Raw genomic sequence first — 25554 nt, 5'->3', positions numbered from 1 at the left:
AATAATCATGCTGACAGATACAACCAGATCCCCCTACGCGAAGGTTCATGCCCTGGATGGTATGAAAGTAAAGTGGACCGGCGGCCTTTGGAAAGAACGCTTTGACACTTGCGCAAACAGTACCGTGCCTCAGCTGAAGCACATGTTTGACAGTAAAGATATCAGTCATGTAGTAGAGAATTTTAAAATTTGTGCCGGCGATGCAGAGGGAGATTTTGACGGAACCGTTTTTGGAGACGGAGATTTCTATAAATGGATGGAGTCTGCCATCTATACTGCTTACCAGACAGATAATCAGCTGCTGAAGAAAGAAATTGAGAATTATATAGACCTGATCGGCAGAGCACAGCAGCCTGATGGTTATCTTTCCACAAAGCAGATCATCGGGGAGAGAACCGGGAACGGCGTCTCAAGAATGGGCGATATCAATGATTTTGAGGTTTATAATTTCGGTCATATGTTTACAGCAGCGTGTGTGCACAAGAGAATTACCGGAAAGGATAATTTCCTTGCAATAGCGGCGAAGACCGCAGATTATCTGGAGCATCTTTACGAAGAAGCAGAGCGCACCGGAGAAGTTCAGACTGCCGTCTGCCCGTCTCATTATATGGGACTTGTGGAAATGTACCGTACTACTGGTGATAAACGATATCTGAAGCTGGCGAGGCAGGCAATCGCTCTTCGCGACAGTGTAAAAAATGGTATGGATGATAACCAGGATAAGATTACGCTGAAGCAGCATGAAAAGATTCTGGGACATGCTGTACGTGCAAACTATCTCTATGCAGGTGTGGCTGACCTTTGCCTGGAAGAGGAAGATCCGGATTATATGGAGGTTCTCCACAAGGTATGGAGAAGTCTTGTGGATAAAAAGCTTTATATAACAGGCGGATGTGGAGCATTGTATAACGGTGCCTCTCCCTATGGATACTTTTTTGACCATCAGCTTGTGCATCAGGCTTATGGTTATGAATATCAGCTTCCGAATATCACGGCATATAATGAGACCTGTGCATCTCTGGGCGGCGTTTTCTGGGCGTACCGCATGTTCCAGCTGGAACCAAAGGCAGAGTATTTTGATATTCTGGAACGAATGATGTTAAATACCAACCTGGCTGCACTGAGTCTGGATGGTAAGAGATTCTTCTATGAAAACATGTTAAGACGTGCCAAAAAGCTTGATTATAAGCTGATCTGGCCGCTTACCAGAAGCGAATATATTCTCAGCTACTGCTGTCCGCCCAACCTGGCAAGAACCATTGCACAGTCCAGTGAATATGCATATCTGACATCTGATAACAGCGTATGGACTGGTATGTACGGTGCAAGTGAGGCGCAGGTGAAGCTGGAAAATGGTGGAGAATTTACACTTGTGCAGTCTACGGATTATCCATTTGACGGAACGATCCGCTTCACAACAAAGGATGTGAAAGTAAATGCCCCGGTCCATTTAAGACTTCGTGTTCCAGGATGGTCAGCCGGCGGTTCCATTAAGGGCACTGGTGCAGACCGCGGACTGACGAAAGAGGATGCTGGAACTTATCTTGATATTCTGGTGGAAGATCCTCAGAATATGGATGTGCAGCTGAGCCTGGATATGAAGGTTCGCTATACTGTTGCAAACAATATGGTGGAAGAAACTGTGGGACAGGCTGCGATCGAGCGGGGACCATTGGTGTACTGCTGCGAGAGTGTGGATACTCATGCGGCGGATCTGGATGATGTTTACCTGGATCTTAATGCAGAGTTTACTCCTGTGGAGTTTGAAATCCAGGGAAGAAGAATGATGTCTCTTGAAACTGAGGAATATACCATTGACCGCTCTGAATTTGACAGAAATGCGCTTTATCAGCCGTTGAAATATCATGGCATGAGCAGAAAGCATGTACGTCTGATTCCGTATTATGCATGGGATAACCGTGATTATGGAGAAATGAGGATTTGGTTCCCTGTCGTATATACTGTATAATAAATTGAGTTATCACAACCTGGGATATGAATGTAAAAAAATCCTGCTGTGCAGAATCTAGTACATCGAAAATTAAGTTTCTGCTATATTGGCGCAGGATGATTTCTTCATATGCAAGGCGGAGGAAGGAGGCGTAGCGGTGGCTACGGCGACTGACGACAACGCAACAGAATGGAGAGTTATAGAAATTATGGAATGTAAAGTAATTCCTTTCCATACCGTTGAGGAGAGAAGCAAAACAGATGCCGACAAAGCAGAAGCCCTTCTTTCCCAGGCAATGGAAGGTTTTCAAAAAAAATTAGTAGTGCTGGATGATGATCCTACAGGTGTGCAGACCGTTCATGATGTGTCTGTTTATACGGACTGGGAGGAAGAATCCATCCGCAAGGGCTTTGAGGAAAAAGAATCCATGTTTTTTATCCTCACCAATTCCCGCAGCTTTTCTGTGGAAGAGACCACAAAGGTACACCAGGATATTGCCGCACGTGTGGCAAAGGTGGCAGGGGAGCTGGGACAGGATTTCATGATCATTTCCCGTGGAGATTCCACTTTAAGAGGTCATTATCCGCTGGAAACACAGCTTCTGGCGGAAGGACTGGCTGACGGGAATACAGCCGGACCAGAGAAAACGGCAGCAGACAATGGCACTTCTGCAGGGAGCACAGCTGTTGACGGTGAGATCATCTGCCCGTTTTTTCCAGAAGGCGGCCGCTACACAATGGACAATATCCATTATGTAAAAGAGCAGGACAACCTGGTTCCAGCCGGTATGACGGAATTTGCCAGGGACAAAACCTTCGGATATAAATGCTCTGATCTTACGGAATACGTAGAGGAAAAAACAGAAGGAAAGTACCATAAAGAGGACTGTATCACCATTTCCCTGGACGAGCTGAATGTTCTGGATGTGCAGGGAATCAAGGAGAAGCTGATGTCCGCACAGAATATGGCGAAAATTATCGTCAATGCAGTATCTTATGCAGATTTGAAAGTTTTCTGCGCAGCACTGGTGCTTGCAATGAAAGAAGGAAAGCATTACATGGCAAGAACAGCAGCAGCTTTCACCAAAGTAATGGGAAGGATTTCTGACCAGCCTCTTCTTGGAAGAGAGCAGCTGGAGGGTGACACAAAGAACGGAGGAATCGTTCTGATCGGTTCCCATGTAAAGAAGACCACAGACCAGCTGAACTGTCTGAAAGAACTGGACGGACAGGCTGATTTTATGGAATTTCAGGTAAATACCGTATTCGAAGAAAACGGTCTGGAGAAAGAGGTAGAGAGAACGGTGAAGGCAGCAGAGGAGAAAATCCTGTCTGGAAGAACCGTTGTAATTTATACAAGCAGACAGCTTCTTGCGCCGGAGAATATGACTCCGGAAGAGAAACTGCATATTTCTGTAAAAATTTCCAATGCAGTGACCAGTATTATCGGAAAGCTTTCTGTGAAGCCGAAATTCATCATTGCAAAAGGCGGAATCACTTCATCTGACGTAGGAACCAAAGCTCTTCGCGTAAAGAAAGCCCGTGTTATGGGACAGGTGAAGAAAGGAATCCCGGTATGGATGACCGGCGAAGAAAGCAAATTCCCTGGAATGCCATACATTATTTTCCCGGGAAATGTGGGTGAAGTAAGTACGTTGAAGGAGATTGTAGAGGAATTGATCTGAAAAATAGCATGATTGCAGGTCTTCGTTTACGCGAGTGGCAAATTTCAATTACGTAAGAGTTTTAATGACATAACAAGTAAATTTTTAGTCTGTTTTGAACAGCTTACGGAGACACTGTATATTAGGAAGATGTCTATTAGAAAGAGGTTCGCTTAAATAGGAGGTTTACATAATGAGAAAAGTAATTATATCTCTGGCACCTGTACAGGCAGGAACCAGTGTGGATGCAGTAAAGCTTGCAGAGGATGTAGAGAAAAGCGTAAAACTTGGTGCTGCTATGTGTCACCTTCACTGCCGTAAACCAGACGGAAGCCTTACACCTGACATTTCTTATATGTCTGAGTGTTTTGACGAGATTCTGAAACGGACAGATGTGGTAGTTCAGGCGTCTACAGGCGGTGTTTCGGATATGAATATCCAGGACCGCTGTAATCCGCTTGATTATCCCAAGGTAGAGAGCGCATCTCTCAATGGCGGAAGTACAAACCTTGGCGAAGCAGTCTATGTTAATTCTTTTGATGATATCCGCTACTGCGCAGACGCTGTTTATAAGAGAGGAATCCTTCCGGAAACAGAAGTTTTTGATATTGGAATGTTACATAATATGGCAGTGGTAAAATCTGAGCAGCCATTTGCGGACCCAATGCTGTTTAACCTGGTATTTGGTCACAAAGGCGGCATGCAGCCTACTCCGGAAATGCTGGCAGCTTTCCGTTCCTTTGTTCCATCTGATGCACTTTGGGGTGTTACCCATTTTGGCCGTGATAACTGGACATTTCTGGCTGCTGCAATTGCTATGGGAGCAACGGTAGTACGTGTTGGTTTTGAAGACAGCCACTATCTGGCAGAAGGTGTAGATGCCGAGTACAACTGGCAGGTGGTTGAGAAACTGGTAAATCTGATCCGCGCCATGGGTCTGGAGCCAGCGACTCCGGATGAGGCAAGACAGATGTTGAATCTGAGAAAACGCTAAAATACGATTTAAAAATATAAAGTGTTGGATCGTAATTATTCAGTAGATGTTATTCTGCGAAGTGTGTGACCATGAAGGTACTGAACAGTTACGATATACCAAAGAAATATATGTCAGAAAGGATGGGTTAAAACAAATGTTGGCAATCAAGAAAATATATATGGATTATGAAACAGCCCCGGTTGGTGTTTCCCATATGCCCCAGTTTGCCTGGGAGCTTGTAAGCGATAAGAAAAATGTAAAACAGAAATCCTACGAACTTCAGATTGCAAAAGACGCTGATTTTACAGATCTGATCTATAACAGCGGAAAAACAGAGTCTGAGGAATCTGCACATGTTTATGCAGAAGGTGCTTCACTGGAGAGCGGCAAGCGCTATTTTGTCCGTGCAAAAGCCAGTGATGGTCAGGAAGAAACGGACTGGAGCGAAACCGCATCTTTTGTAACTGCCCTTGCAGGAAAAAATGGTGAGTGGGAGGAAGGCGCACCAGCATGGAAAGCTCCTTTTGTATCCGCCGAAACTGACGATTCCTATAAGAACGTTTCCAAAGGAACCTATGTAAGAGGAACCTTTGAAATCAAAAAAGATATAAAAGAAGCCTATGCCTTTACTACAGCCCTTGGCCTGTATCAGTTTTACCTGAATGGCAAAAAAGTTGGTGAGGACGAGATGACACCGGGCTGGACATCCTATAGAAGACATCTCCTCTATCAGACCTATGATGTAACGGAATATCTGCAGAAGGGCATTAACGGTGCTGGAGCAATGCTGGCTCCAGGCTGGTATAAAGGTGTTATGGGGCTGACAAAAGCCCGTAACAACTATGGTGATCAGACGGCTTTTACTATGGAACTTCTGATTCGCTACACCGATGGAACAACAGAATCTGTTTATACGGATCCATCATGGAAAGGCTGCGATTCACCGGTGGTATTTGCAGAAATCTATGATGGTGAGACTTATGATGCAGCCCTTGAGATTCCGGACTGGTCAAAGGCAGAAACCACAAAAGGCGACTGGAAGCCGGTTCAGCTTGTATTCTTTGATACACAGGTTATGCGCGCGCAGTACGCTGCGAAGGTTCGTGTAATGGATCGTATTCCAGCGAAACGTATTTTCAAAACACCGGCAGGAGATACAGTTATTGATTTTGCCCAGAATATGGCAGGACGAATTGAAGTAACTGCAGCCGGAAAACCAGGCGATGTGATCGAACTTCACTGCTTCGAAGTTCTGGACAAAGATGGAAATGTATATCTGGACAATCTTCGTGCAGCCAAAGCAACGATGAAATATACTTTTGCAAGGGAAGAGACAGTTACCTGGCATCCGACTTTCACTTACATGGGATTTCAGTATGCGCTGATTGTTTCCTATCCAGGCGAGCCGAAAGCTGAGAATTTCACAGCCTGCACCCTTCACTCCAACATGGCTTCAAACGGAAGTCTGGAGTGTTCGAATCCGCTGCTGAACCAGTTGCATCACAATTTCCTGTGGGGGCTGAAGAGTAATTTCCTTGATGTACCTACAGACTGCCCGCAGCGTGATGAGCGTCTGGGATGGACTGGAGATGCGCAGATCTTCTGCCGTACCGCCACTTATCTGATGAATACATATACGTTCTATAAGAAATGGCTCCATGATCTGGAGGTTGATCAGACACCAGAGGGCGGTGTACCGCATGTTGTTCCGAACATTGAGGAAGGCCGTACAGATGGAAACTGGCTTCTCCGCCAGGGACCTCATTCCGCAGCAGCCTGGGCTGATGCAGCCATCATCAATCCATGGACCATGTATCTGATGTATGGTGATAAAGATATTCTGAAAAAACAGTACAACAGTATGAAGGGATGGATTGACTTCATGCGTGCCCATGCTGTTGATTATATCTGGAACTACAAGCTGCAGTTTGGCGACTGGGTAGCTCTTGATGCAGAAGAAGGCAGCTACTTTGGAGCCACACCAAATGATCTGACCTGTACGGCATATTATGCATACTCTACCGGACTTTTTGTAAAAATGGCCCATGCTCTTGGAAAAGAGGATGTGGCAGCAGAGTATGAGGAGCTTTATCATAAGATCGTAAAGAAATTCCAGGAGACCTTCTTCGACGCAGAAGGAAATATGACAGCACAGACACAGACAGCACATATTGTGGCACTGTATTTCCAGCTGACTCCTGAGAAATATATCACAAAAACGGTAGAAGGTCTGAAACGCCTTCTGGACAAAGAAAACGGTCATCTGGTTACCGGATTTGTGGGAACTCCGTATTTCTGCCATGCACTAAGTCAGAACCACGCTCTGAAGGAAGCCTATGACCTGCTTCTGAAGGAAGACTTCCCATCCTGGCTGTATCAGGTGAAAAAAGGTGCCACCACGATCTGGGAGCACTGGGATGGCATGAAGGATGACGGAAGCATGTGGAGTGCAGATATGAACTCCTTTAACCATTATGCTTATGGGGCTATTGGTGAGTGGATGTACCGTGCAATGGCCGGAATTGAAGCGGATCCGGAACATCCGGGCTTTAAACATGCGATACTCTATCCGCGCATTGGTGGAAATCTGAAGTACACTGCCGGAAAATATCATAGCATTTATGGTGATGTTGGTGTAAAATGGGAAGTCCAGGGGAAACAGATTACTTTAACTGTTCAGATTCCGGTGAATACAACAGCAGAGATCCGTCTGGACCAGGCAAAAGCTGTTCTGGAAAGCGATGGACTGACATTTACCAGGGAAGCAGACTATATGGCTGCCGAAGCGGGAAGCGGTACATACCATATCGCATTTGAACAGTAATCATAACGCAGAATGCGAAAGGGTGATGAGAATATGGAAAAGAAAAAAGAACCTTCAGGAATACAGAAAGCGTGGAGACAGCTGAGTATTCAGAATCAGATTTTTTTATCCATGTTTCTTATCACCCTTTTGGGTGTGGGCGTTTTGATGAATATTGTATACAAAACCTCTATTGATGCTATTGAACAGAATTACAGGGCATCTTATCAGTCTACGCTGAAGAATTCCAGCCGCGTTATGGATATGAATCTGAAGAACATTGTAGATGTAGGCCGAAATTTTCTGAATGATGAAGCTCTTCAGCAGATTCTGGAAAAAGGCAATGAATACGGAGGAAGCAAGTTTGCATCCACAGACCGTGAGAAACTTCGTGTGATTGCAAATGAAATGGCAAGTCAGCAGGTGTGGGTGAATTATATAGTATTTACGGATCTTTATGGCCATGTGTATCAGCTGAACAATGTGAACCTGGGTACTTATGATTTCTATAATTATTATAGTGATAAGGATATTCTGGAAGAAAGCTGGGTGAAACAGGCAAAGGCTGCGCAGGGAAAGGAAATTTTTTTCTGTGACAGTATTTTAAAAGCAGGAACAAAGAAAGGATTTTCTTATGCGAAATATATGATCAATCCCTCTGATGGACAGGGAATGGGCTATATGGTGGTGGGACTGAGCCAGAAGCTGTTGGGAAAATCCTTTGTTATGGGCAATGAAAGCTTTGATTCCAGTAACTTTATGGTTGTAGATGAGGATGATCAGCTGGTTTATTTTGTGGGAAATGAGGAAAGGGAGAATGCAATTATGCAATCCTATTCGAATCCGGGAGAGAACCATCTGTATCTGTTTTCTTCTGTCACCAATTCTACTACAGGCTGGCATATTGTAAACGTAGTTGAGAAAAATGAGATCAGTGAAGAGAGCAAAAATATCCGTCTGACCTCGTTTCTGGTAGCCGGCTGTGTTCTTGTAGTGGGTTTTCTCATGGCACGAATCATTTCCAGAACCATCAGCCATCCTCTGAAGCAGCTGGAAAATACCATTGCACAGGTTGGGGAAGGAGAGCGCCACATTACAGAAGAGTTTGACTACAGTGAAGTTGGCCGGATTGGACGGAAATTCAAGGAAATGGTCAATACGAACCTGGAGCTTTCCGAGCATCTTATGGCGGTGAAGCTGAATGAACGGGAAGCAGAGCTGCTTTTGCTTCAGTCTCAGATCAATCCCCATTTTCTTTATAATACACTGGATTCTCTGTACTTTGTTGCAATCATGCATGGGGATGACCAGATGGCAGAAATGGTAGAGGCACTTTCTGATAACTTTAAGCTGGCGCTGAATAATGGAAGCAAATATATTAAAGTTGCGGATTCTGTGAAATGGATGCAGGGCTATATGAAGCTTCAGAATATGCGCTACAATAATCGTTTTGAACTGTTCGTGGATATCAGCAGAGAAATTCTTCAGCGTGAAACGATCACCTTTATTTTTCAGCCATTTATTGAAAATGCCATGTATCACGGTCTGGAGCCGAAGATTGGAAAAGGAAAGATTTCCCTTCGCGGCTGGCAGGAGCAGAATAATATGATTTTCACTATTGAAGATGATGGTGTGGGAATTGACGATATGTCCAGACTGGAGAACGGTTATGGAGTGCGCAATGTAATAGAGCGTATAAAGTTGAATTACGGGGAAAAATACGGCGTAACATTTGAAAGCAGTCCAGGAAATGGAACGAAGGTAACGATTGTGGTTCCAGTAAGATAAGGGATAGGGAAATGCAGATACAAGGAGGATTTTCATGTATCGCTTAGTGGTAATTGATGATGAATATATAGTTGTGCAGGGAATTAAGGCTTTAATTTCCCGCCTGAAGCTGGATTATGAGGTAGTAGGGGCTGCTTATGACGGAATCCAGGGACTGGAAGTGATCCGAAGTGAGAAACCGGATGTAGTAATTACGGATATCCGAATTCCGGGGCTGGATGGTCTGTCTGTGATCGAGGCGGCGAAGGAAGAATGTCCGGATACATATTTTATTGTGATCAGTGGCTATTCTGAATTTGTGTATGCGCAGAGGGCGCTTACTCTTGGCGTAAAAGATTATATTGATAAGCCGGTTACAGCAGATAAACTGAAAAATGCCCTTACCAGAATTGAAGATGAATGGGCGAAGACTCGTCATGAGGATAATCGTAAGGCACAGGCTAATCGCGAGAAATTTCAGGAATTGGAAAGAACTTTTGAGAGCAGTGTAAAATGTATTACAGACTGTGATGCTGCAGCATTTCGGGAAGAATGCCGGCAGGCAATCAGATGCCTGCAGGAACTTTACCCGGAACTGCAGGATTTTCGCAGGGAATTTTACAAGCATCTCTGTGTGCTCAGCGATGTACTGATCGAAAGTCAGAAGCAGGTGGAACGAGGGTCACTTGTCTCTTTTCAGGAGATGGTAAAATGTCAGAGCATAGAAGAAGTACAGGCCTATGGGGAAAGCGTTCTGTCTGATATCAGCAAGCATCTGACAGCAGACCAGACCGGAAGCAAACACAGAGTTATCCTGGAGCTTCTTACTTATCTGGACGAGCATTATGATCAGGATATCGGGCTGAGTGAGCTTGCAGACAGAGCTGGAATGAGCACGGCGTACTTAAGTGTTCTTTTTAAAACAGAGGTTGGTACATCTTATGTGAAATATTTGACGGACCTTCGCATAAAAAAGGCGAAGAAGCTGTTGCAGGATGGATATAAGGTTAATGAAGTCAGTGAAATGGTGGGATATAATAATTACAGATATTTCTGTGATATTTTTAAAAAACACGAGGGCATGACTCCCAATGAGTATAAGGGAAACGTGTGGAAAGCAGAATGATAAAAACAGGATTTGCAAAAATGCACATATTCAAATTGCTGAATATGTGCATTTTATATATTTAGCACAATTGAATGCCTGGACAAGTGAAACTTTTTATAAAAAACAGTCTAAAAAAACTGTACATTACCAAAAAAATTAGGCACTGGTAAAAAAACAGAACAATGGTATTATATAACCATAAGATATTTCCCGGGGATACAAAGAAACAAATTAAACGTGACCGAAAAGTAAATGGCTATCAAGAGTAAATTATAACAAAGTTCAATAATTTTGAAAATTCTGGAGGAATTTATAATGAAAAAGAGAGCATTAGCTATTTTAATGGCAGCATTAACAGCAAGCACAATGTTTGCAGTTCCTACATTTGCAGCAGATTACTCAGGAGAGGATCCGCAGCTTGAGAAAAACATCAAAATCCTTACCATCTGGGCAGAAGATAATGACAATGGTATGCTGTTAAACAAAATCTGCGAAGACTATCAGAAAAATGTAAACCCGAATTTCACATGGGAATATGAGATGGTTGCTTCTGACAACCTTCAGCAGAAAATTGCTACACTTGCAGCATCCAATGATCTTCCAGATTTGTTCGCTTACGAAGCAGGTGCTCCACTCAGCGTTCTCATCGATTCCGGAAAGGTTAAAAATATTACAGAAGCTGTTGACGAGATCGGAACAGCAGATTATTTAAACAGCGGTGCTGTTGAGCTTCTGAAAGGATTATCCGGAACAGATGATCTTTATGATCTTCCTCTTGGACTGAATGTAGAAGGCTTCTGGTACAACAAAGCCCTGTTCGAGCAGGCAGGATGCGAAGTTCCTACTACATGGGATGAGTTTGAAGAGGTTCTTCAGAAACTTTCCGATGCGGGTATCCAGCCTCTTACAACCGGCGGATCTGACAAATGGGGTGCAACCCGTCTGATCAATGCATACGCAGTAAGAACCGCAGGAAACGACATTATGACAAAAGCAGCTGACGGCGAAGTTCCTTATACAGATGAGAAACTTGTTGCAGCAGCTGATAAGATTGCAGAGTGGGCAGAGAAAGGATACTTCGGAGAAGGTATCACAACAGTTGATATGAACACAGCTGGTTCCATGCTGATGAGTGGAAAAGCAGCTATCTTCTACAATGGTTCCTGGTTTACACAGAACCTGACAGATGATTCCCAGAACCCGGCAGGCGAGGACGGAATCGGATTCTTCAACATTCCGGTTGCAGATGAGTCCATCAGCTCCGCTACTTCTTACTCTATGAACTGTGGTAACATTCTTGCACTTGACAACGACAAATATGATGAGGCTACTGGCTGGTTCCTGAAATACTTCATGGAGAACATCGGAAACGTAGCTATGGAAGATCAGGGAACTGTTAAAGGTTACACATATGATGTTGCAGCAGATGATATGGATAACTACACCAAGCTTGTTCTTGACGAGATTGACAAATCCACAGAAGGATTTGCATGGTGGGAAGCAAAAATGCCTAGCGAAATCTCCAAGACAGCTCAGGAAAATGTACAGCCTCTGTTAAACGGCGAAATGACTGGCGAAGAATATATGCAGTCCATCCAGGATGTATATGACATGCAGTAAGTAACAGCTTTGGCAATATAAGCTTTGAACTTCAAATGGGAGTGTTTGCCAGCAGACACTCCCATTTTTATGTTAGAAGATAGGATGTTAGATGTGGGAGCGCCAAAGGCGCAGAGCATCTGACTTTCGTATGAAATCAGAAAGGAAGGAATTTTATGAACAAGGTATTAGGTAATAAGAAAGCGATATCCCTTTTCGTAGTTCCGGCATTAATTATTTACACCATCATCGTAATGGTACCGGTTATCTGGTCGTTGTATTATTCATTCTTCAGCGGCAGCCCGGGACTTCAGTGGGAATTTGCCGGATTTGACAATTATGCAAGACTTTTCAGAGACAAGAACTTCTTAAATGCATTGACAGTAAACTGTAAATATGTATTGGTAGTAACCGTTGGCCAGGTTGGAATGGGACTTTTACTTTCCCTGATGTTTAAATTCTGGCTGAGAAGATGCAAAACCATCGTAAGAACTCTGGTTTTCTTCCCGGTAGTACTTCCTACTGTTGCAGTAGGTCAGCTGTTTGCAAAGATCTATGAGATTCAGCCAAACTATGGTCTGTTAAACTCATTGCTTGACTCTCTTGGTTTTACGAACCTTGTTCAGCCATGGATCGGCCAGTCCAGCACAGCTCTCTGGGCATTGTGCGTAATGGATATCTGGGTAGCCATGGGATTCTATTCCGTAATTTTCTATGGAGCACTCCTTGATATCTCTGATGATATCCTGGAAGCAGCCAGAATCGACGGCTGCGGTGGATGGCAGTTATTTAAAAACATTCTTCTTCCGCTTCTTCGTCCGATGGTAATTACCAGCCTTGTATTCAGCTTCTCTGGAACTGTAAAAATGTTCGAGTCTGCTATGGCTCTTACAAAGGGCGGACCTGGAAGTGCAACAAAATCACTGTCCATGTATATGTATGACGTTGCATTTACTTATAATAAGGTTGGTTACGCCAGCGTTATCGCAATCGTGATCTTCCTGATCTGTGTAGTTGGATCTCTTGTTATCAACAAATTTGATGTGAAAGACTGAAAGGAGGAAATATTATGAAAAAAGTAAAAGCAGCTTTTCGAGGAATTGTAATTTTCCTTCTTTGCGTAATTGAGATCTATCCGTTATTCTGGATGCTTACTGCATCCTTCAAGAAACAGGCTGAGTGGAGTGAGAAGCCAGCTTATGCGCTAAATGATGGCTTTTATTTCCAGAACTATTCTGATGCATGGACGAGGGGACATATGTCCACCTTCTTTAAGAACAGTTTGATCACTACATTAGTAGCACTTGTATTTATTGTATTTTTCTCAGTAACTGTAGGATTTGCTGTAACAAAGATGAAATGGAAATTCAGAAATGCAGTTGCACAGTATTTCCGTTTCGGTATCATGATTCCGGTAGCAATTGCTTTGATCCCGCTGTTCCAGATTTACAGCAGATCAAACCTGTTAAATACCAGAACATGTCTGATCATTACGTACATAGCATTTGGTCTGTCGCTGTCCATTTATCTGGTTCAGGGATATCTTCGTTCCTTCCCGGATGATATTATGGAGGCAGCCGTTATTGATGGCTGTGGTATTTACAGACTGATGTGGCATATTGTAACACCACTTATGAAGAACTCTATTGTAACCGTACTGGTTCTTCAGTTCTTCTTTAAATGGAACGACCTTCTGTTTTCCATGACATTCATTAGTGATTCTGCGCTGAAGACTGTTCAGACAGGACTTCTGTACTTCTCTGATGAGTTTGGATCCAAGAACTGGGGTGCAATTTTCGCTTCTGTATCCATGAGTGTATTCCCGCTTCTGATTCTGTACATGGCACTGAATAAGAAACTGATGGAAGGTATGACAGCCGGAGCTGTAAAGGGTTGATTTTATGGAAGATAAAAGGACAGAGCAGTATAGACAGGAATTAAAAGAATTTGTAATGTCTCATACGGAGGATGTGCTTAAGAATCCGCGAAGCTTTATCCGTTACCCGTTTATTGATCCGGGCTCTGTTTACGATGGAAATGTATGGGACTGGGATACCTACTGGTCCGTATATGGCTTTCTGAATCTGGCGGATTCCTACCAGGATCCGTCTGTGAAGCCAAGAATTATAGAGCACGCACAGGGAAATATCCGCAATTTCTTCGACCATCAGCTGGAAGATGGATATATTCCCATGATGATCGAGGTGGCAGACTGGCCGGAGCCTTATCTGAATATGAGGCATAAGGAAGGCAAGATTATGAATATGCATAAGCCCTTTCTTTGCAGTCAGATGTGCCTGATCAGTGATTATACTGGTGACTATGCCTGGACGGAAGAATTTCTTTCAGGCGTGGCGAAGTATTTTGAATGTTATGATCACTATTATTTTCATGAAAACAGCGGACTGTATGTATGGCAGGATGATATTATGATCGGCATGGACAATGATCCGGCTACTTTTGGCCGTCCGCCATTTTCCACTGCCAATATTTATCTGAACAGCTTTATGTGTGTGGAGCTGGAAGCTGGTGCCAGATTATACAGAAAGTTTGGCAAGGAGGAAGAGGCGAAGAAGCTTCTGGATAAGCGCGAGGCGCTGATCGGTGCTATCCAGCAGGAATGCTGGGATAAGCGTGATCGTTTCTTCTACTCAGTTGATGTGGATATTAAGACGAGGAAATACGACTGGTTCCATCAGGGACTGGGAGTCTTCTGGAAGACATTGCCTATCAAAGTACGTGTATGGTCTGGCTTTATTCCCATGTATGCAGGAATTGCCACAAAAGAGCAGGCTGCAGATATGGTGAAGCATATTTTTGATCCTGATACCTTTGGTTCTGACTTCGGTCTGACCACGCTTTCAAAGGATGAAAAAATGTTTGACCTGTCTGTTACCAATAATCCGTCCAACTGGCTTGGCCCGATCTGGCTGGTTGCAAACTATGTGGTATTTCGCGGACTTTTGAACTACGGATACCGCATGGAGGCAGAAATTATGTACAAGCGCACCATGCGCCTTATGGGAGAGGACCTGGAGAAAACAGGATGTCTTCATGAGTATTACAATCCATTTAATGGAGAACCGGTTATGAATGGTGGCTTTATTAACTGGAATATACTGGCATTGAATATGGCAGATGAGCTGGAAGGAAAGAAACCAATGTGTCTGCCAGAGCTGCTGGAAAAACAGGCAGAAAAGTAATCATTAGAATAAGGTTTTCTGCTGTGAGGTAAGTAAATATAGGAAAAGGATTGCAGAATACGTGTAATTTTGCAGTCCTTTTTTGTTTGACCGGTAAAAAACATCTTTCTGAAACAAAGTGTGTACAAAAAAATTTAAATAGCTTATACTTAGAATGTGTTTTAAGTTTATTTTGTAAAATGAAACAGATAAAGGAGCAAAAACATGATTCAGAACCCGATTCTTCCGGGATTTTGCCCGGATCCAAGTATTATACGTGTTGGAGAAGATTATTATATTGCAAATTCAAGCTTTGAATGGTGGCCTGGTGTGAAAATCTATCATTCTAAAGATCTGAAGCATTATGAACAACTGCCATCGCCGCTGAACAGAATGAGCCAGCTTAATATGGTTGGTGAGGATGATTCCTGTGGCGTATGGGCACCGGATATTTCCTGGGACGGGGAATACTTCTGGCTGATTTATACGGACGTGAAAACTCGTACCGGAGGACTTTTTAATACCCATAATTATCTTGTAAAATCAAAGGACATCCGTGGCGGCTGGTCTGAGCCGGTTTATCTGAACAGCTCAGGTTTTGACCCATCTGTATTTCATGATACAGATGGCAAAATGTATATTGTGAATATGATCAACAATTTCAAGGGAATTCTGGTGCAGGAGTATGACCCTGAGAAGGAATGTCTGGTGGGAGAGGCGAAAAATGTTTTCCCGGGAACCGGACGCGGCTATACAGAAGGTCCACATATTTACCATATTGGAGAATATTATTATCTGCTGATGGCAGAAGGCGGAACCGGATATGAGCATATGGTAACTATGGCGAGATCCCGTTCCATCTGGGGACCATACGAGGAAGATCCAGGCAATCCGGTACTTACCTCTGATGTGGATAATCCAGAGAAACTGCAGAAATGCGGACATGCAGATCTTGTATGCACTCAAAACGGGGAGTGGTACATGGTACATCTTTGTGCAAGACCGCCGAAGGGGAGCAGACAGTGCGTGCTTGGTCGTGAGACTGCAATTCAGGAAATGGTATGGAACAAAGAGGGCTGGCTAAGACTGGCCTGCGGTGGACGATTTGGACAGTGGGAGACAGAGGAGCCGACAGGAATTCAGGAGTATCTTTTTCCAGAGGAAGAGGGGAAGGATTATGGAAAAGAAGACTTTGATTTAGAAATTGTAGACAGTGCTGGAAATAATGAAACTGCAAAGAATGCGGACATTGCTGAAATTCCTTCGAAAACAAAAGAGTATCTGAATGAGAAGAATGCTGTGGACGAAGAATGTGATAAAAAGTTAAGTATGCCAGTGAAGAAGACCTCTGCGCTTTTAGATGTGCGCTATACTTCCCTGCGCCAGCCCTATGACAGCTACACCAGCCTGACAGAACGTCCTGGCTATCTCCGCCTCTACGGTCAGGAATCCCTGAATTCCTGCTATAACGTAAGTCTGGTGGCGCGGCGGCAGCAGGACCGCTATGTTCAGGTGGAAACCTGTGTAGAGTTTGCCCCGACCTGCAGAGAGCAGATGGCAGGACTTGCCTATATGTATGATACTGGCAATTTCTACCTTTTGGTAAAGACCAGAGAGGAAGAGTTTGGCTCCCAGACACTCGATTTGAAAAAGCCTGCAAAGCTGCGCCTGATAAAGAGCGATCACTTTGATGTAGAAGATGTGATTCCGGCAATCTCCATCCCGGAGGAAGGCCCCGTATACCTGCGCGTGACCACCACCCAGGAAGGACTTTACGCAAAATTCTTCTACTCCCTGGATGGAAAAGACTATCAGGAACTGGCTGAAGTCCCCACCAACATTCTCACCGACGAGCAAAGCGATGGATTCACCGGTGCTCACTTCGGAATGTACTGTCACGATATGACGGGGGTGAGACGGTATGCGGATTTTGATTATTTTGAGATTGTCAAAACGCGTAAAGAACAATAGAAAAGGCATTCAGCCACTTTTTCAAACACGCTCTGGACAGATTAAAAATTCATACATTTTCTTAATAAAGTAACGTTGCAAACCCCATGTTTTCTGACGTATTATGATAGTAGAAAGCATGGGGGATTTTTATTTACACGGGCAGTAAATCAAAGTCTGCATCCTCATAAGATGTCAGATGCGGCAGTGATATCGAGACAAATCCGCAACGCGTATTTGGAGTTTTGAAAGAGAGATATATAAAATATAAGAGATCTAAAATGGAGAAGGAGACAAGAAAAATGAAATTAAATTATGCAAAAACAATAGAAAAATGGGGCATTTTTGAAGTGACCGTAAGCGGTCCCAAGGAGGGGAATCCATTTTGTGACCAGTGGATTAAAGGTACTTTTTGTTGTAAAAATGAGAAGAAAACGGTAGATGGGTTTTATGATGGAGATGGTACTTATAGAGTAAGATTTATGCCGTCTTTTACAGACGAGTATACCTTTGAAATTGAGGCTTCCTTTGATATTAACGCGGGGGAAGAAGTGCCGGATGAAGAAGCGCCTGAACATAAGCTAGGAACTGCTGATGGTGGGAAGGCAGCAGAAAAATGTGCTGTCAGAAATATACTGACCGGAAGTTTTACTGTAACTTCTCCTTCAGCAGACAACCATGGTCCGGTTCGTGTTGCAGGTACCTATTATCTTGCCTATGAGGATGGAACACCCTATCACTGCATTGGAACTACATGTTATGTATGGAATCTGCAGAACGAAGAATTGCAGAAGCAGACACTGAAAACTCTGGAAGAAAATGCTTTTAATAAGATCCGCTTCTGTATTTTTCCCAAGCACTATGACTACAACCTTCATGAGCCAATTACCTATCCTTATGAGGGAACACCCTGCGACAGCTCTGTGTTAAATGAGAATAATTTCGCGGAATATAATGGCTGTGCTCCGGGCAATGACTGGGACTTTACCAGATTCAATCCAGCCCATTTCCAGCATATTGAAAAGTGTATTCAGGCACTTATGAATCTGGGAATTGAGGCTGATCTGATTGTTATGCATCCATACGACAGATGGGGATTCTCCATGATGAAAGCAGAGGATGATGACCGTTACTGGAAGTATGTGCTGGCACGTTTTTCCGCATACCGAAATGTATGGTGGTCCCTGGCTAATGAGTATGATCTGATGCATGAGAAGACTCTTTCTGATTGGGAAAGATATGCCGGCATTATCTGTGAGAAGGATCCTTACCATCATCTCAGATCCATTCATAACTGTAAGGCATATTACGATTATAACCTGCCTTGGATTACCCACTGCAGCATCCAGAGAACAGAGACATACCGTTCCTCCGAGCTGGTAAATGAGTGGCGTGAGAAATATCATAAGCCTGTAATTCTGGATGAAATCTGCTATGAGGGCAACATTCAGTTTGGCTGGGGAAATATCAGCGGTGAGGAAATGACAAGAAGATTCTGGGAGGCATTCTGCCGCGGAGGATATCCGGGACACGGTGAAACCTATCTCAGCCCGGATCGTATTCTCTGGTGGTCTCATGGCGGCGTTCTTCACGGAACCTCACCGGATCGTATTAGATTTCTTGCAAAAATCATGGAAGAAACACCGGGACTTGGTGTGGAACCAATGCCTTGTAAATGGGATGAGGTTGCCTGCCGTGCTGCCGGTTTCCCGGCGAGGAAAGATTATTTTATTTACTATTATTCCTTCATGCGGCCGGGCTTTCGTGACTTCTACTTTGATGATACTACAGAGTATCAGGTGGAAATTATCGATACCTGGGAAATGACTATTACAGATGGAGGTATCCACAAAGGTAAATTCCGCGTGCAGCTGCCGGGGAAAGAGTATATGGCAGTGCGCCTACAGATAGCGAAATAATAACCATATTCATACAAAAATCCCAGTTGTGTATGCAGCTGGGCTTTTTGAGCATAAAATTCTTGAATCGTTTTTCAGAATTTGTTATGATTCATATCAGAATTTATGAGAAATAAACAGAAATACTTTTAAACAGGGGAGGAGATTTTTTGGAAGAAACAAACATCAGTCAGGAGCAAAATCCATTGGGAACGGCTCCGGTAGGTGGTTTGATCGGGAAATTTGCAATTCCGGCTATTATCAGCATGCTGGTCAGTGCTTTGTACAATATAGTGGACCAGATTTTTATTGGCCAGGGCGTGGGGATGCTGGGAAATGCGGCTACCAATGTTGCATTTCCTGTAACAACTATTGCAACGGCGTTGGCACTGCTTCTGGGAATTGGAGGTGCGTCTAACTATAACCTGGAAATGGGTGCCGGAAGAGAGAAGAAGGCAAGCTCCATAGCCGGAACTGCACTTTCCACACTGGTGATTACCGGTGTGATTCTGGCAGTGGCAGTACTTCTGTTTTTGCGTCCGCTTCTAAGCTTATTTGGTGCAACGACAGATGTTATGCCCTATGCGGTGGATTATCTTGGGATTACAGCAGTGGGACTCCCTTTTTATGCATTATCCATTGGAGGCAATCATATTGTCCGCGCAGACAGAAGCCCCACATATTCTATGACCTGTGTTCTTACAGGTGCCATCATCAACACAATTCTGGATCCCCTTTTCATCTTTGGGTTTGGTTGGGGAATCAAGGGTGCTGCCTGGGCAACGGTGATCGGACAGGTTGTTTCCGGAATTTTGGTGATTATTTATTTTGGAAAATTTCGTAAAATGTATCTGGAGATGAGCATGTTAAAGCCTTCTTCAGAGTGCCTGAAAGCTATTATTTCTCTCGGAATGGCGTCCTGTATTAATCAGATCGCTATGGCGGTTGTTCAGATTGTACTGAATAATATTTTACGTTATTATGGCGGTTTATCTGTCTATGGAAGTGATATTCCAATCGCCTGTGTAGGAGTTATTTCAAAAGTAAATCAGGTGTTTATGGCGATTTGTATTGGAATTTCCCAGGGCTGTCAGCCAATCTGGGGCTTTAATTATGGAGCAAAAAAATACGACAGAGTAAGGCTTGCATACCGTTATTCTGTGACTGCATGTACGGTGATTGCCACCATATTTTTCCTTTGTTTCCAGCTATTTCCCCATCAGATTGTGAGCATTTTCGGAACAGGAAGTGACCTTTATTTCCAGTTCGCAGAACGCTATCTGAAGATTTTTATGTTTATGACATTTGCAAATGGGATTCAGCCAATGTCCTCAGGATTTTTTACATCTATCGGAAAAGCAAAGCTTGGAATCGTCATGTCCCTGACCAGACAGGTGCTATTTCTTTTGCCATTGATCGTTGTTTTCTCATTAATAATGGGAATTGACGGGGTGATGTATGCTGGACCGATCGCAGATGCAGCGGCATTATCATTGGCGATATTGTTTGCACGAAGAGAGCTTGTGGCCATGAAGAAATAATAAAAAAGACTGATATAAATGATACTGTACTTCAGGAGGTTGTTGGAGTCCGGTATGTTATATCAGTCTTTTTTATAAATACAGCTGATTAACCGTTAGGTTAAATCTGTGTCAGATATTAATGGCAGGAATGACTTCCGCAGCCATGATCGCCACAGCTGTGACCTGCTTCATGATCATGGTGATCGCAATGTACATTGGGGTTATAGCCAAGATTTCCTGCGAGTAATGCGTTTACAGCTTCATCAGCGTTGCCGCTGACACCACCGAAAAGACGGATTCCAGCCTGGGCAAGTGCATTCTGGGCACCGCCGCCAATACCGCCGCAGATCAGGGTATCTACGCCATGTGCAACCAGGAATCCAGCCAGTGCGCCGTGACCGCTTCCATTGGTATCGACTACTTCGGCACTTACAACCTTGCCATCTGCAATGTCATAGATCTTGAATGCTTCTGTGTGTCCAAAGTGCTGAAAAATTTCTCCATTTTCATAAGTAACTGCAATCTTCATAATGATATCTCCTTCATTTTGTAAATTTGATTTGGGAAGTGAACTATTAAATCGGTCAGCGGCTGGCAGTTCCTGTGAAAGGTCTAAGCTGGTAAGCGGAGTCTGTTTAGATCCCTTTCGGCAACAGCATTTCCCGCAGCGCGTATGCTCCCGTCCTTCGCAGAGCCGGTAATTTCCCCCGGCTATGACAAGGCGCTGTCCAAGGACGATACATCGGGCAATTTTTCCCCGGGCAGTTTCATAAATTTCTGTGACAGTTGTCCGGGAAATATCCATCTGGGCAGCACATTGCTCGTGAGTTTTCTTCTCCAGATCTACCAGACGGATGACTTCATATTCATCCAGAGTCAGAGTGACAGCTTCCGACTCTCCGGGACATTCTTCCGGAGAAAAAGATTCATATTGGGGTGCCTGGCAGATTCTGCGGCATCTGGGCGGTCTTGGCATATACGTCACCTCCTTGTTTTCGACATATGTCGATTATAAACCAGAAGAAGAGAAAATTCAATACTAGTTGACAATTTTTTTTATTTGGAGTACAGTCCAAGAAGAGATAAAATCGTTATTGCTCAAAAACATTTTTTTTCTGGAATTTCGGGCACAATTGGAGCAGTAATGTAAAATTAACAGAAGAGGTACGAATATGCTGAAAGTAAAGAACCTGACTTTTGAAGTGAATGAAGAAGGGAAAAAGCGCTGTCTGGTAAATCACATCAGTTTTGATGTTCAGGATGGGGAAATGCTGGTAATCACCGGACCTAATGGAGGTGGAAAATCCACCCTGGCCAAGGTACTGGCTGGCATTGAGAAAGCAAACAGCGGAGAAATTTATCTAGATGATGAGAACATTACAGGATACGATATTGATCATCGTGCAAATGCGGGAATTGGCTATGCATTTCAGCAGCCACCCCGCTTTAAAGGTATGACCGTGGCAAGAATGTTATCTCTTGCAGCAGGAAAGAATTTAACGGAAAAAGAGAGCTGTGACCTTCTCTCAGCTGTAGGACTTTGTTCCGAAGATTACCTGAACCGTCAGCTGGATGGAACCCTTTCCGGCGGTGAAATGAAGCGAATTGAGATTGCCACAGTTTTGGCGAAGTCTCATAAAGTAAGCATTTTTGATGAACCTGAAGCAGGAATCGACCTGTGGAGCTTTTCCATGCTGATCAAGCGCTTTGAGGAGATTCATCGTGAGAAAAAGGAGTGCCTGATCCTGATTTCCCATCAGGAAAAAATCATCAATATGGCAGATAAAATCATGGTAATTGAAGACGGTGAAGTAAAGAAATATGGTACGAAAGAAGACGTTTTCCCAACCTTATTTCAGCAGGAAAAATGTCAGAAATGTCTGAATGAAGGAGGAAAATGTTGATGGTTAAAGTAGAAGAAACAACCCAGGGTGTGCTTGATAAGATCAGCGAAGGCTTTGCGCAGAAAGGTGCTTTTAATCTCCGTCAGAATGGTATTTCCATCTGTCACGGTGACAGCGAACATATCAAAATAAAGAAAAAAGAGGACAAGCCGGGAATCGATATTTTCATTGACGGGGAGACAAAGGGAGAGAAGGTTTTCATCCCGGTAGTGGTAAGTGTATCTGGAATGACCGATCTGGTTTACAATGATTTTTATGTGGCAGACGGTGCAGATGTTGACATTGTTGCAGGCTGCGGAATCCACAATAGTGGCTGTAATGACAGTCGTCACGATGGTATTCATACTTTCCATGTGGGTAAAAATGCTAATGTACATTACGAGGAAAAACACTATGGAGAGGGGAATGGAACCGGAAGCAGAGTGCTGAATCCCGTAACTAATATTGAGCTTGGAGAGAACTCCGTATTTACGCTGGATACCGTTCAGATCAAAGGTGTTGACTCCACAATCCGTACCACAAATGTTTCAATGGATGCAGATTCCAAGCTGTTTGTTCTGGAACGTCTGATGACAGATGGGGAGCAGAAAGCGGAGTCTGATATTGAAGTCTGTATGAACGGAGCGGGATCTTCTGCACAGATTATTTCCCGTTCTGTTGGAAAGGGAAACTCTTCCCAGGTTTTCCATCCGAAGGCTGTTGGAAAGAACAAATGTCACGCACATATCCAGTGTGATTCCATTATTATGGATCATGCAGAGGTGGGTTCTATCCCGGAAATCCAGGCGAAGCATGTGGATGCTGCAATTGTTCATGAGGCCGCTATTGGAAGAATTAACGATGAGCAGCTTCTGAAGCTAAGAACTCTTGGAATGACGGAAGCTGAGGCGGAAAATGTGATCATTGAGAATTTTCTGAGTTGAGAAAAACTTAAACAGAAAAATAACTATTCAGTAGGTATGTACTATTTTGCGGAGATTGTAACTGTGAAGATGCTGAATAGTTATACAGAGAATATAGAATCTTCAGGTTAGTTTGGAAGATTTATGAAAAAATGCCAGGCAGCGTCGTTCAAAGACGCTGCCTGGCATTTGACATTATCTAATTTTTACGGATTTTTTGGAACTCCATTTGGAATAATATTTTTTGCCGCTTACAACTTTGTAGGTGCGGATCCGTACATAATATTTTTTCTTTGAAACCAGTTCCTTTAAGGTTGCGCGTGTAGCAGAGTCTTTTACGGTAAGGGTTTTCGCCTTTTTCATGCTGCTGTTCTGGTTGCCTTTATCGGAATCATCTTTACCGGAGTTATCTTTACCGGAGTTATCTTTACCGGAATCGTCTTTACCAGAGTTATCTTTACCAGAATCATCTTTACCGGAATCGTCTTTACCGGAGTCATCTTTACCAGAATCGTCTTTACCGGAATCGTCTTTACTGGAATCATCCTTACCAGGATTATCTTTTCCTGCGTCCGAGTCATCCTTGCCAGGAGCAGCTGTGATCGTAAAGGTTGTGTTAATAATGCCGGTGTAATTTCCAGCTCCAGTAATAGTTACAGTAGCAGTACCTTCCTTCACATTATCTTTATAAGAAACTGTGAAATCAGTGCCTGCCGCAAGTGTCTTGTCTCCGTATGTAACGGTAACATCCGGGCATTTCTCTGTTCCGTCACTGGTGTAGGAATACTGGGAAAGGGAAGCGGAATAGCGGCTGATATCCAATGGTTTAATGGTAAAGTCTTTCGTAACAGAACCAGTGTAATTTCCAGTTCCAGTGAGGATTGCGGAAGCAGTACCTGCATCCCAGTTGTTTCTGTAGGAAACGTAATAATCCTGGTTCAGGGTTAATTCCTTGTCCCCGCTTTTTACTGTGGCGGTTGGGCGTAAAGAGGAGCCTGTGTAGGTAAGGCTTTCATCGGAAAGCGTAACCGTGCAGCTGCTGATGTCAGCTCTGTTTATAGTAAAGGATTTGGTTACATACCCCTGGTAATTTCCAATTCCATCAATTCCAACCCACGGAGAATTGTAATAGCTGCTTGGTTCAATGTTGTTGTGGTATGTTACGATGAAATCCCTGTCTTTTACCAGGGTTTTACCGCTGTGGGTAACTGTCACTTCAGGAGTTACCTCGGAACCAGTGTAATATGCCGGGGCAATGGAGAATCTGGCATTTGCCATGATCTACAATACAATCACTGGAAATACAGATGCAGTAGAGGAAAATGGAGAGGCAGTCCGTTTGTACCAGAATTTCTGGAGATTCACAAAGGAAAATATGAAAAGGGACACAAATTTAGCTTTTCATTTAAGAAAAATGTGAAAAAAATGTGAAATTAGCACTCGCCTCTTGACAGTGCTAACAATGCGTGTTATATTACATGCAGAACAAAGGAAGAGAGAAAAAGAAATCTTCCAGTTTCAACAACGATGTTAATTAAACACGCAAGTGTTCACAATATAAGGAGGAATGGATTATGTTAATGCCTAGTATTTTTGGAGAAGATTTATTTGATGACTGGATGAGATTACCTGTAGAAAGAGAGAATCACAGAGGTTACAGAGCAGCTGAATTGATGAAGACAGATATTAAGGATGTGGATGGAAATTATGAGCTGAGCATTGATCTTCCAGGCTTCCATAAAGAGGATGTGAAGATTCAGCTGAAGGATGGCTATCTGAACATTCAGGCTTCCAGAACCGAGAATAAAGATGAGAAAGACAATAACGGCAAATACGTTCACAGAGAGCGTTACACCGGACAGTGCTCCAGAAGCTTTTACGTAGGTAAGGAACTGGAGCATGAGGACATCCATGCGAAATATGACAATGGTGTTCTGACTGTTACTTTCCCGAAGGAAGCGAAGAAAAAAGTGCCGGAAGAGAAGAAGTTTATTTCTATTGAAGGCTGATTTCCGGGGAAAGAGCTGTTTTAACAGATAAGAATTCCCGTGGGAAACTGATAACAGATAATAACTGGCGCGGAGCAGTTCACCTGCTTCGTGCCGATGAAATAAATAATTGAAATAGACGATTGAAATAGATAATTGAATTAGATAATATAGAGTGTGCATTAGCCGTAAATCAGAAGCGGCGGCTGATATTGCCGACTTACATAAGTAACGAGTGAAGGCGGCAGAGCATGTTTTGTTTGATGTGCTTGCAGTGTATGGATTATTCAGCAATATTGAAATAATGGTAAACAGCTTCTTTTATATAGATTGTGTTCAT

The 25554-nt window shown here is 43.4% G+C and carries 18 protein-coding genes; 16 read left to right on the top strand and 2 right to left on the bottom strand.

Annotated elements, in window-relative coordinates:
- The first annotated feature begins 7 nt into the window (after positions 1-7).
- The 13 genes from I2D69_RS06300 (at position 8) to I2D69_RS06240 (ending at position 20438) form a co-directional block, all read left to right on the top strand.
- Positions 8-1969, top strand: coding sequence for a beta-L-arabinofuranosidase domain-containing protein (locus I2D69_RS06300; RefSeq protein ID WP_195379578.1), 1962 nt, complete (start codon positions 8-10; stop codon positions 1967-1969).
- Between the two features lie 139 nt (positions 1970-2108).
- Positions 2109-3635, top strand: coding sequence for a four-carbon acid sugar kinase family protein (locus I2D69_RS06295; protein WP_330656002.1), 1527 nt, complete (start codon positions 2109-2111; stop codon positions 3633-3635).
- 172 nt (positions 3636-3807) lie between these two features.
- Positions 3808-4608: a 3-keto-5-aminohexanoate cleavage protein gene (locus tag I2D69_RS06290; RefSeq protein ID WP_187565273.1), complete on the top strand. Its 801-nt coding sequence runs from the start codon at positions 3808-3810 to the stop codon at positions 4606-4608.
- 160 nt (positions 4609-4768) lie between these two features.
- Positions 4769-7414 (top strand): alpha-L-rhamnosidase, encoded by a 2646-nt coding sequence (locus tag I2D69_RS06285; protein WP_243243772.1) that lies wholly within the window; start codon positions 4769-4771, stop codon positions 7412-7414.
- A 33-nt stretch (positions 7415-7447) separates the two neighbouring features.
- Complete coding sequence (locus I2D69_RS06280; RefSeq protein WP_173715717.1) at positions 7448-9181, top strand: histidine kinase; 1734 nt, start codon at positions 7448-7450, stop codon at positions 9179-9181.
- A gap of 34 nt (positions 9182-9215) precedes the next feature.
- Positions 9216-10286, top strand: coding sequence for a response regulator (locus I2D69_RS06275; RefSeq protein ID WP_173769400.1), 1071 nt, complete (start codon positions 9216-9218; stop codon positions 10284-10286).
- 297 nt (positions 10287-10583) lie between these two features.
- Positions 10584-11888 carry an extracellular solute-binding protein gene (locus tag I2D69_RS06270; protein WP_118577669.1) on the top strand — a complete coding sequence of 435 codons (1305 nt, stop codon included), beginning with the start codon at positions 10584-10586 and terminating at the stop codon, positions 11886-11888.
- Between the two features lie 155 nt (positions 11889-12043).
- Complete coding sequence (locus tag I2D69_RS06265) at positions 12044-12922, top strand: sugar ABC transporter permease (RefSeq protein WP_173734799.1); 879 nt, start codon at positions 12044-12046, stop codon at positions 12920-12922.
- 14 nt (positions 12923-12936) lie between these two features.
- Positions 12937-13764, top strand: coding sequence for a carbohydrate ABC transporter permease (locus tag I2D69_RS06260; protein ID WP_118577667.1), 828 nt, complete (start codon positions 12937-12939; stop codon positions 13762-13764).
- Positions 13765-13768: 4 nt separating this feature from the next.
- Positions 13769-15070 (top strand): trehalase family glycosidase, encoded by a 1302-nt coding sequence (locus tag I2D69_RS06255; protein WP_195379576.1) that lies wholly within the window; start codon positions 13769-13771, stop codon positions 15068-15070.
- A 204-nt stretch (positions 15071-15274) separates the two neighbouring features.
- Positions 15275-17020 carry a glycoside hydrolase family 43 protein gene (locus I2D69_RS06250; RefSeq protein WP_195379575.1) on the top strand — a complete coding sequence of 582 codons (1746 nt, stop codon included), beginning with the start codon at positions 15275-15277 and terminating at the stop codon, positions 17018-17020.
- A gap of 281 nt (positions 17021-17301) precedes the next feature.
- The gene (locus I2D69_RS06245) at positions 17302-18918 is read left to right on the top strand and encodes a DUF5605 domain-containing protein (RefSeq protein ID WP_195379574.1); all 1617 of its coding nucleotides are present in this window, start codon (positions 17302-17304) and stop codon (positions 18916-18918) included.
- A gap of 149 nt (positions 18919-19067) precedes the next feature.
- Positions 19068-20438, top strand: coding sequence for an MATE family efflux transporter (locus tag I2D69_RS06240; RefSeq protein ID WP_148461482.1), 1371 nt, complete (start codon positions 19068-19070; stop codon positions 20436-20438).
- A 118-nt stretch (positions 20439-20556) separates the two neighbouring features.
- Here I2D69_RS06240 and I2D69_RS06235 read toward each other — a convergent pair whose 3' ends face one another.
- Positions 20557-21396: a NifB/NifX family molybdenum-iron cluster-binding protein gene (locus I2D69_RS06235; protein WP_195379573.1), complete on the bottom strand. Its 840-nt coding sequence runs from the start codon at positions 21394-21396 to the stop codon at positions 20557-20559.
- Between the two features lie 196 nt (positions 21397-21592).
- On the opposite strand from I2D69_RS06235, the gene I2D69_RS06230 reads away from it, so the two are divergent.
- Both I2D69_RS06230 and I2D69_RS06225 read left to right on the top strand, forming a co-directional pair.
- A complete protein-coding gene (locus I2D69_RS06230; protein ID WP_173718622.1) occupies positions 21593-22324 on the top strand; it encodes an ATP-binding cassette domain-containing protein in 732 nt (243 codons plus the stop codon).
- Positions 22324-23247 (top strand): SufD family Fe-S cluster assembly protein, encoded by a 924-nt coding sequence (locus I2D69_RS06225; RefSeq protein WP_118577643.1) that lies wholly within the window; start codon positions 22324-22326, stop codon positions 23245-23247. The genes I2D69_RS06230 and I2D69_RS06225 overlap by 1 nt, the downstream gene beginning before the upstream one ends.
- A gap of 174 nt (positions 23248-23421) precedes the next feature.
- On the opposite strand, the gene I2D69_RS19995 is transcribed toward I2D69_RS06225, so the two are convergent.
- Entirely contained in the window at positions 23422-24504 is a 1083-nt protein-coding gene (locus I2D69_RS19995; protein WP_243243771.1) for a hypothetical protein, read from the bottom strand.
- 296 nt (positions 24505-24800) lie between these two features.
- Here I2D69_RS19995 and I2D69_RS06215 point away from each other — a divergent pair, with 296 nt between their 5' ends.
- Entirely contained in the window at positions 24801-25235 is a 435-nt protein-coding gene (locus tag I2D69_RS06215; RefSeq protein ID WP_173734793.1) for an Hsp20/alpha crystallin family protein, read from the top strand.
- Positions 25236-25554: the final 319 nt, after the last annotated feature.

Source organism: Ruminococcus sp. D54t1_190329_F1 (genome assembly GCF_015551645.1).
GTDB classification, from domain to species: domain Bacteria; phylum Bacillota; class Clostridia; order Lachnospirales; family Lachnospiraceae; genus Blautia_A; species Blautia_A faecis.
This window is presented reverse-complemented; position numbering and strand designations above follow the sequence as displayed.

What these genes read in the sequence shown, in the direction of transcription:
- I2D69_RS06265 (WP_173734799.1), top strand. Translation starts at nt 12,044, where the DNA reads ATGAACAAGGTATTAGGTAATAAGAAAGCGATATCCCTTTTCGTAGTT.
- I2D69_RS06235 (WP_195379573.1), bottom strand. Translation starts at nt 21,396, where the DNA reads ATGCCAAGACCGCCCAGATGCCGCAGAATCTGCCAGGCACCCCAATAT.
- I2D69_RS06255 (WP_195379576.1), top strand. Translation starts at nt 13,769, where the DNA reads ATGGAAGATAAAAGGACAGAGCAGTATAGACAGGAATTAAAAGAATTT.
- I2D69_RS06260 (WP_118577667.1), top strand. Translation starts at nt 12,937, where the DNA reads ATGAAAAAAGTAAAAGCAGCTTTTCGAGGAATTGTAATTTTCCTTCTT.
- I2D69_RS19995 (WP_243243771.1), bottom strand. Translation starts at nt 24,504, where the DNA reads ATGGCAAATGCCAGATTCTCCATTGCCCCGGCATATTACACTGGTTCC.
- I2D69_RS06270 (WP_118577669.1), top strand. Translation starts at nt 10,584, where the DNA reads ATGAAAAAGAGAGCATTAGCTATTTTAATGGCAGCATTAACAGCAAGC.
- I2D69_RS06290 (WP_187565273.1), top strand. Translation starts at nt 3,808, where the DNA reads ATGAGAAAAGTAATTATATCTCTGGCACCTGTACAGGCAGGAACCAGT.
- I2D69_RS06285 (WP_243243772.1), top strand. Translation starts at nt 4,769, where the DNA reads ATGGATTATGAAACAGCCCCGGTTGGTGTTTCCCATATGCCCCAGTTT.
- I2D69_RS06215 (WP_173734793.1), top strand. Translation starts at nt 24,801, where the DNA reads ATGTTAATGCCTAGTATTTTTGGAGAAGATTTATTTGATGACTGGATG.
- I2D69_RS06225 (WP_118577643.1), top strand. Translation starts at nt 22,324, where the DNA reads ATGGTTAAAGTAGAAGAAACAACCCAGGGTGTGCTTGATAAGATCAGC.
- I2D69_RS06250 (WP_195379575.1), top strand. Translation starts at nt 15,275, where the DNA reads ATGATTCAGAACCCGATTCTTCCGGGATTTTGCCCGGATCCAAGTATT.
- I2D69_RS06230 (WP_173718622.1), top strand. Translation starts at nt 21,593, where the DNA reads ATGCTGAAAGTAAAGAACCTGACTTTTGAAGTGAATGAAGAAGGGAAA.
- I2D69_RS06275 (WP_173769400.1), top strand. Translation starts at nt 9,216, where the DNA reads ATGTATCGCTTAGTGGTAATTGATGATGAATATATAGTTGTGCAGGGA.
- I2D69_RS06300 (WP_195379578.1), top strand. Translation starts at nt 8, where the DNA reads ATGCTGACAGATACAACCAGATCCCCCTACGCGAAGGTTCATGCCCTG.
- I2D69_RS06280 (WP_173715717.1), top strand. Translation starts at nt 7,448, where the DNA reads ATGGAAAAGAAAAAAGAACCTTCAGGAATACAGAAAGCGTGGAGACAG.
- I2D69_RS06245 (WP_195379574.1), top strand. Translation starts at nt 17,302, where the DNA reads ATGAAATTAAATTATGCAAAAACAATAGAAAAATGGGGCATTTTTGAA.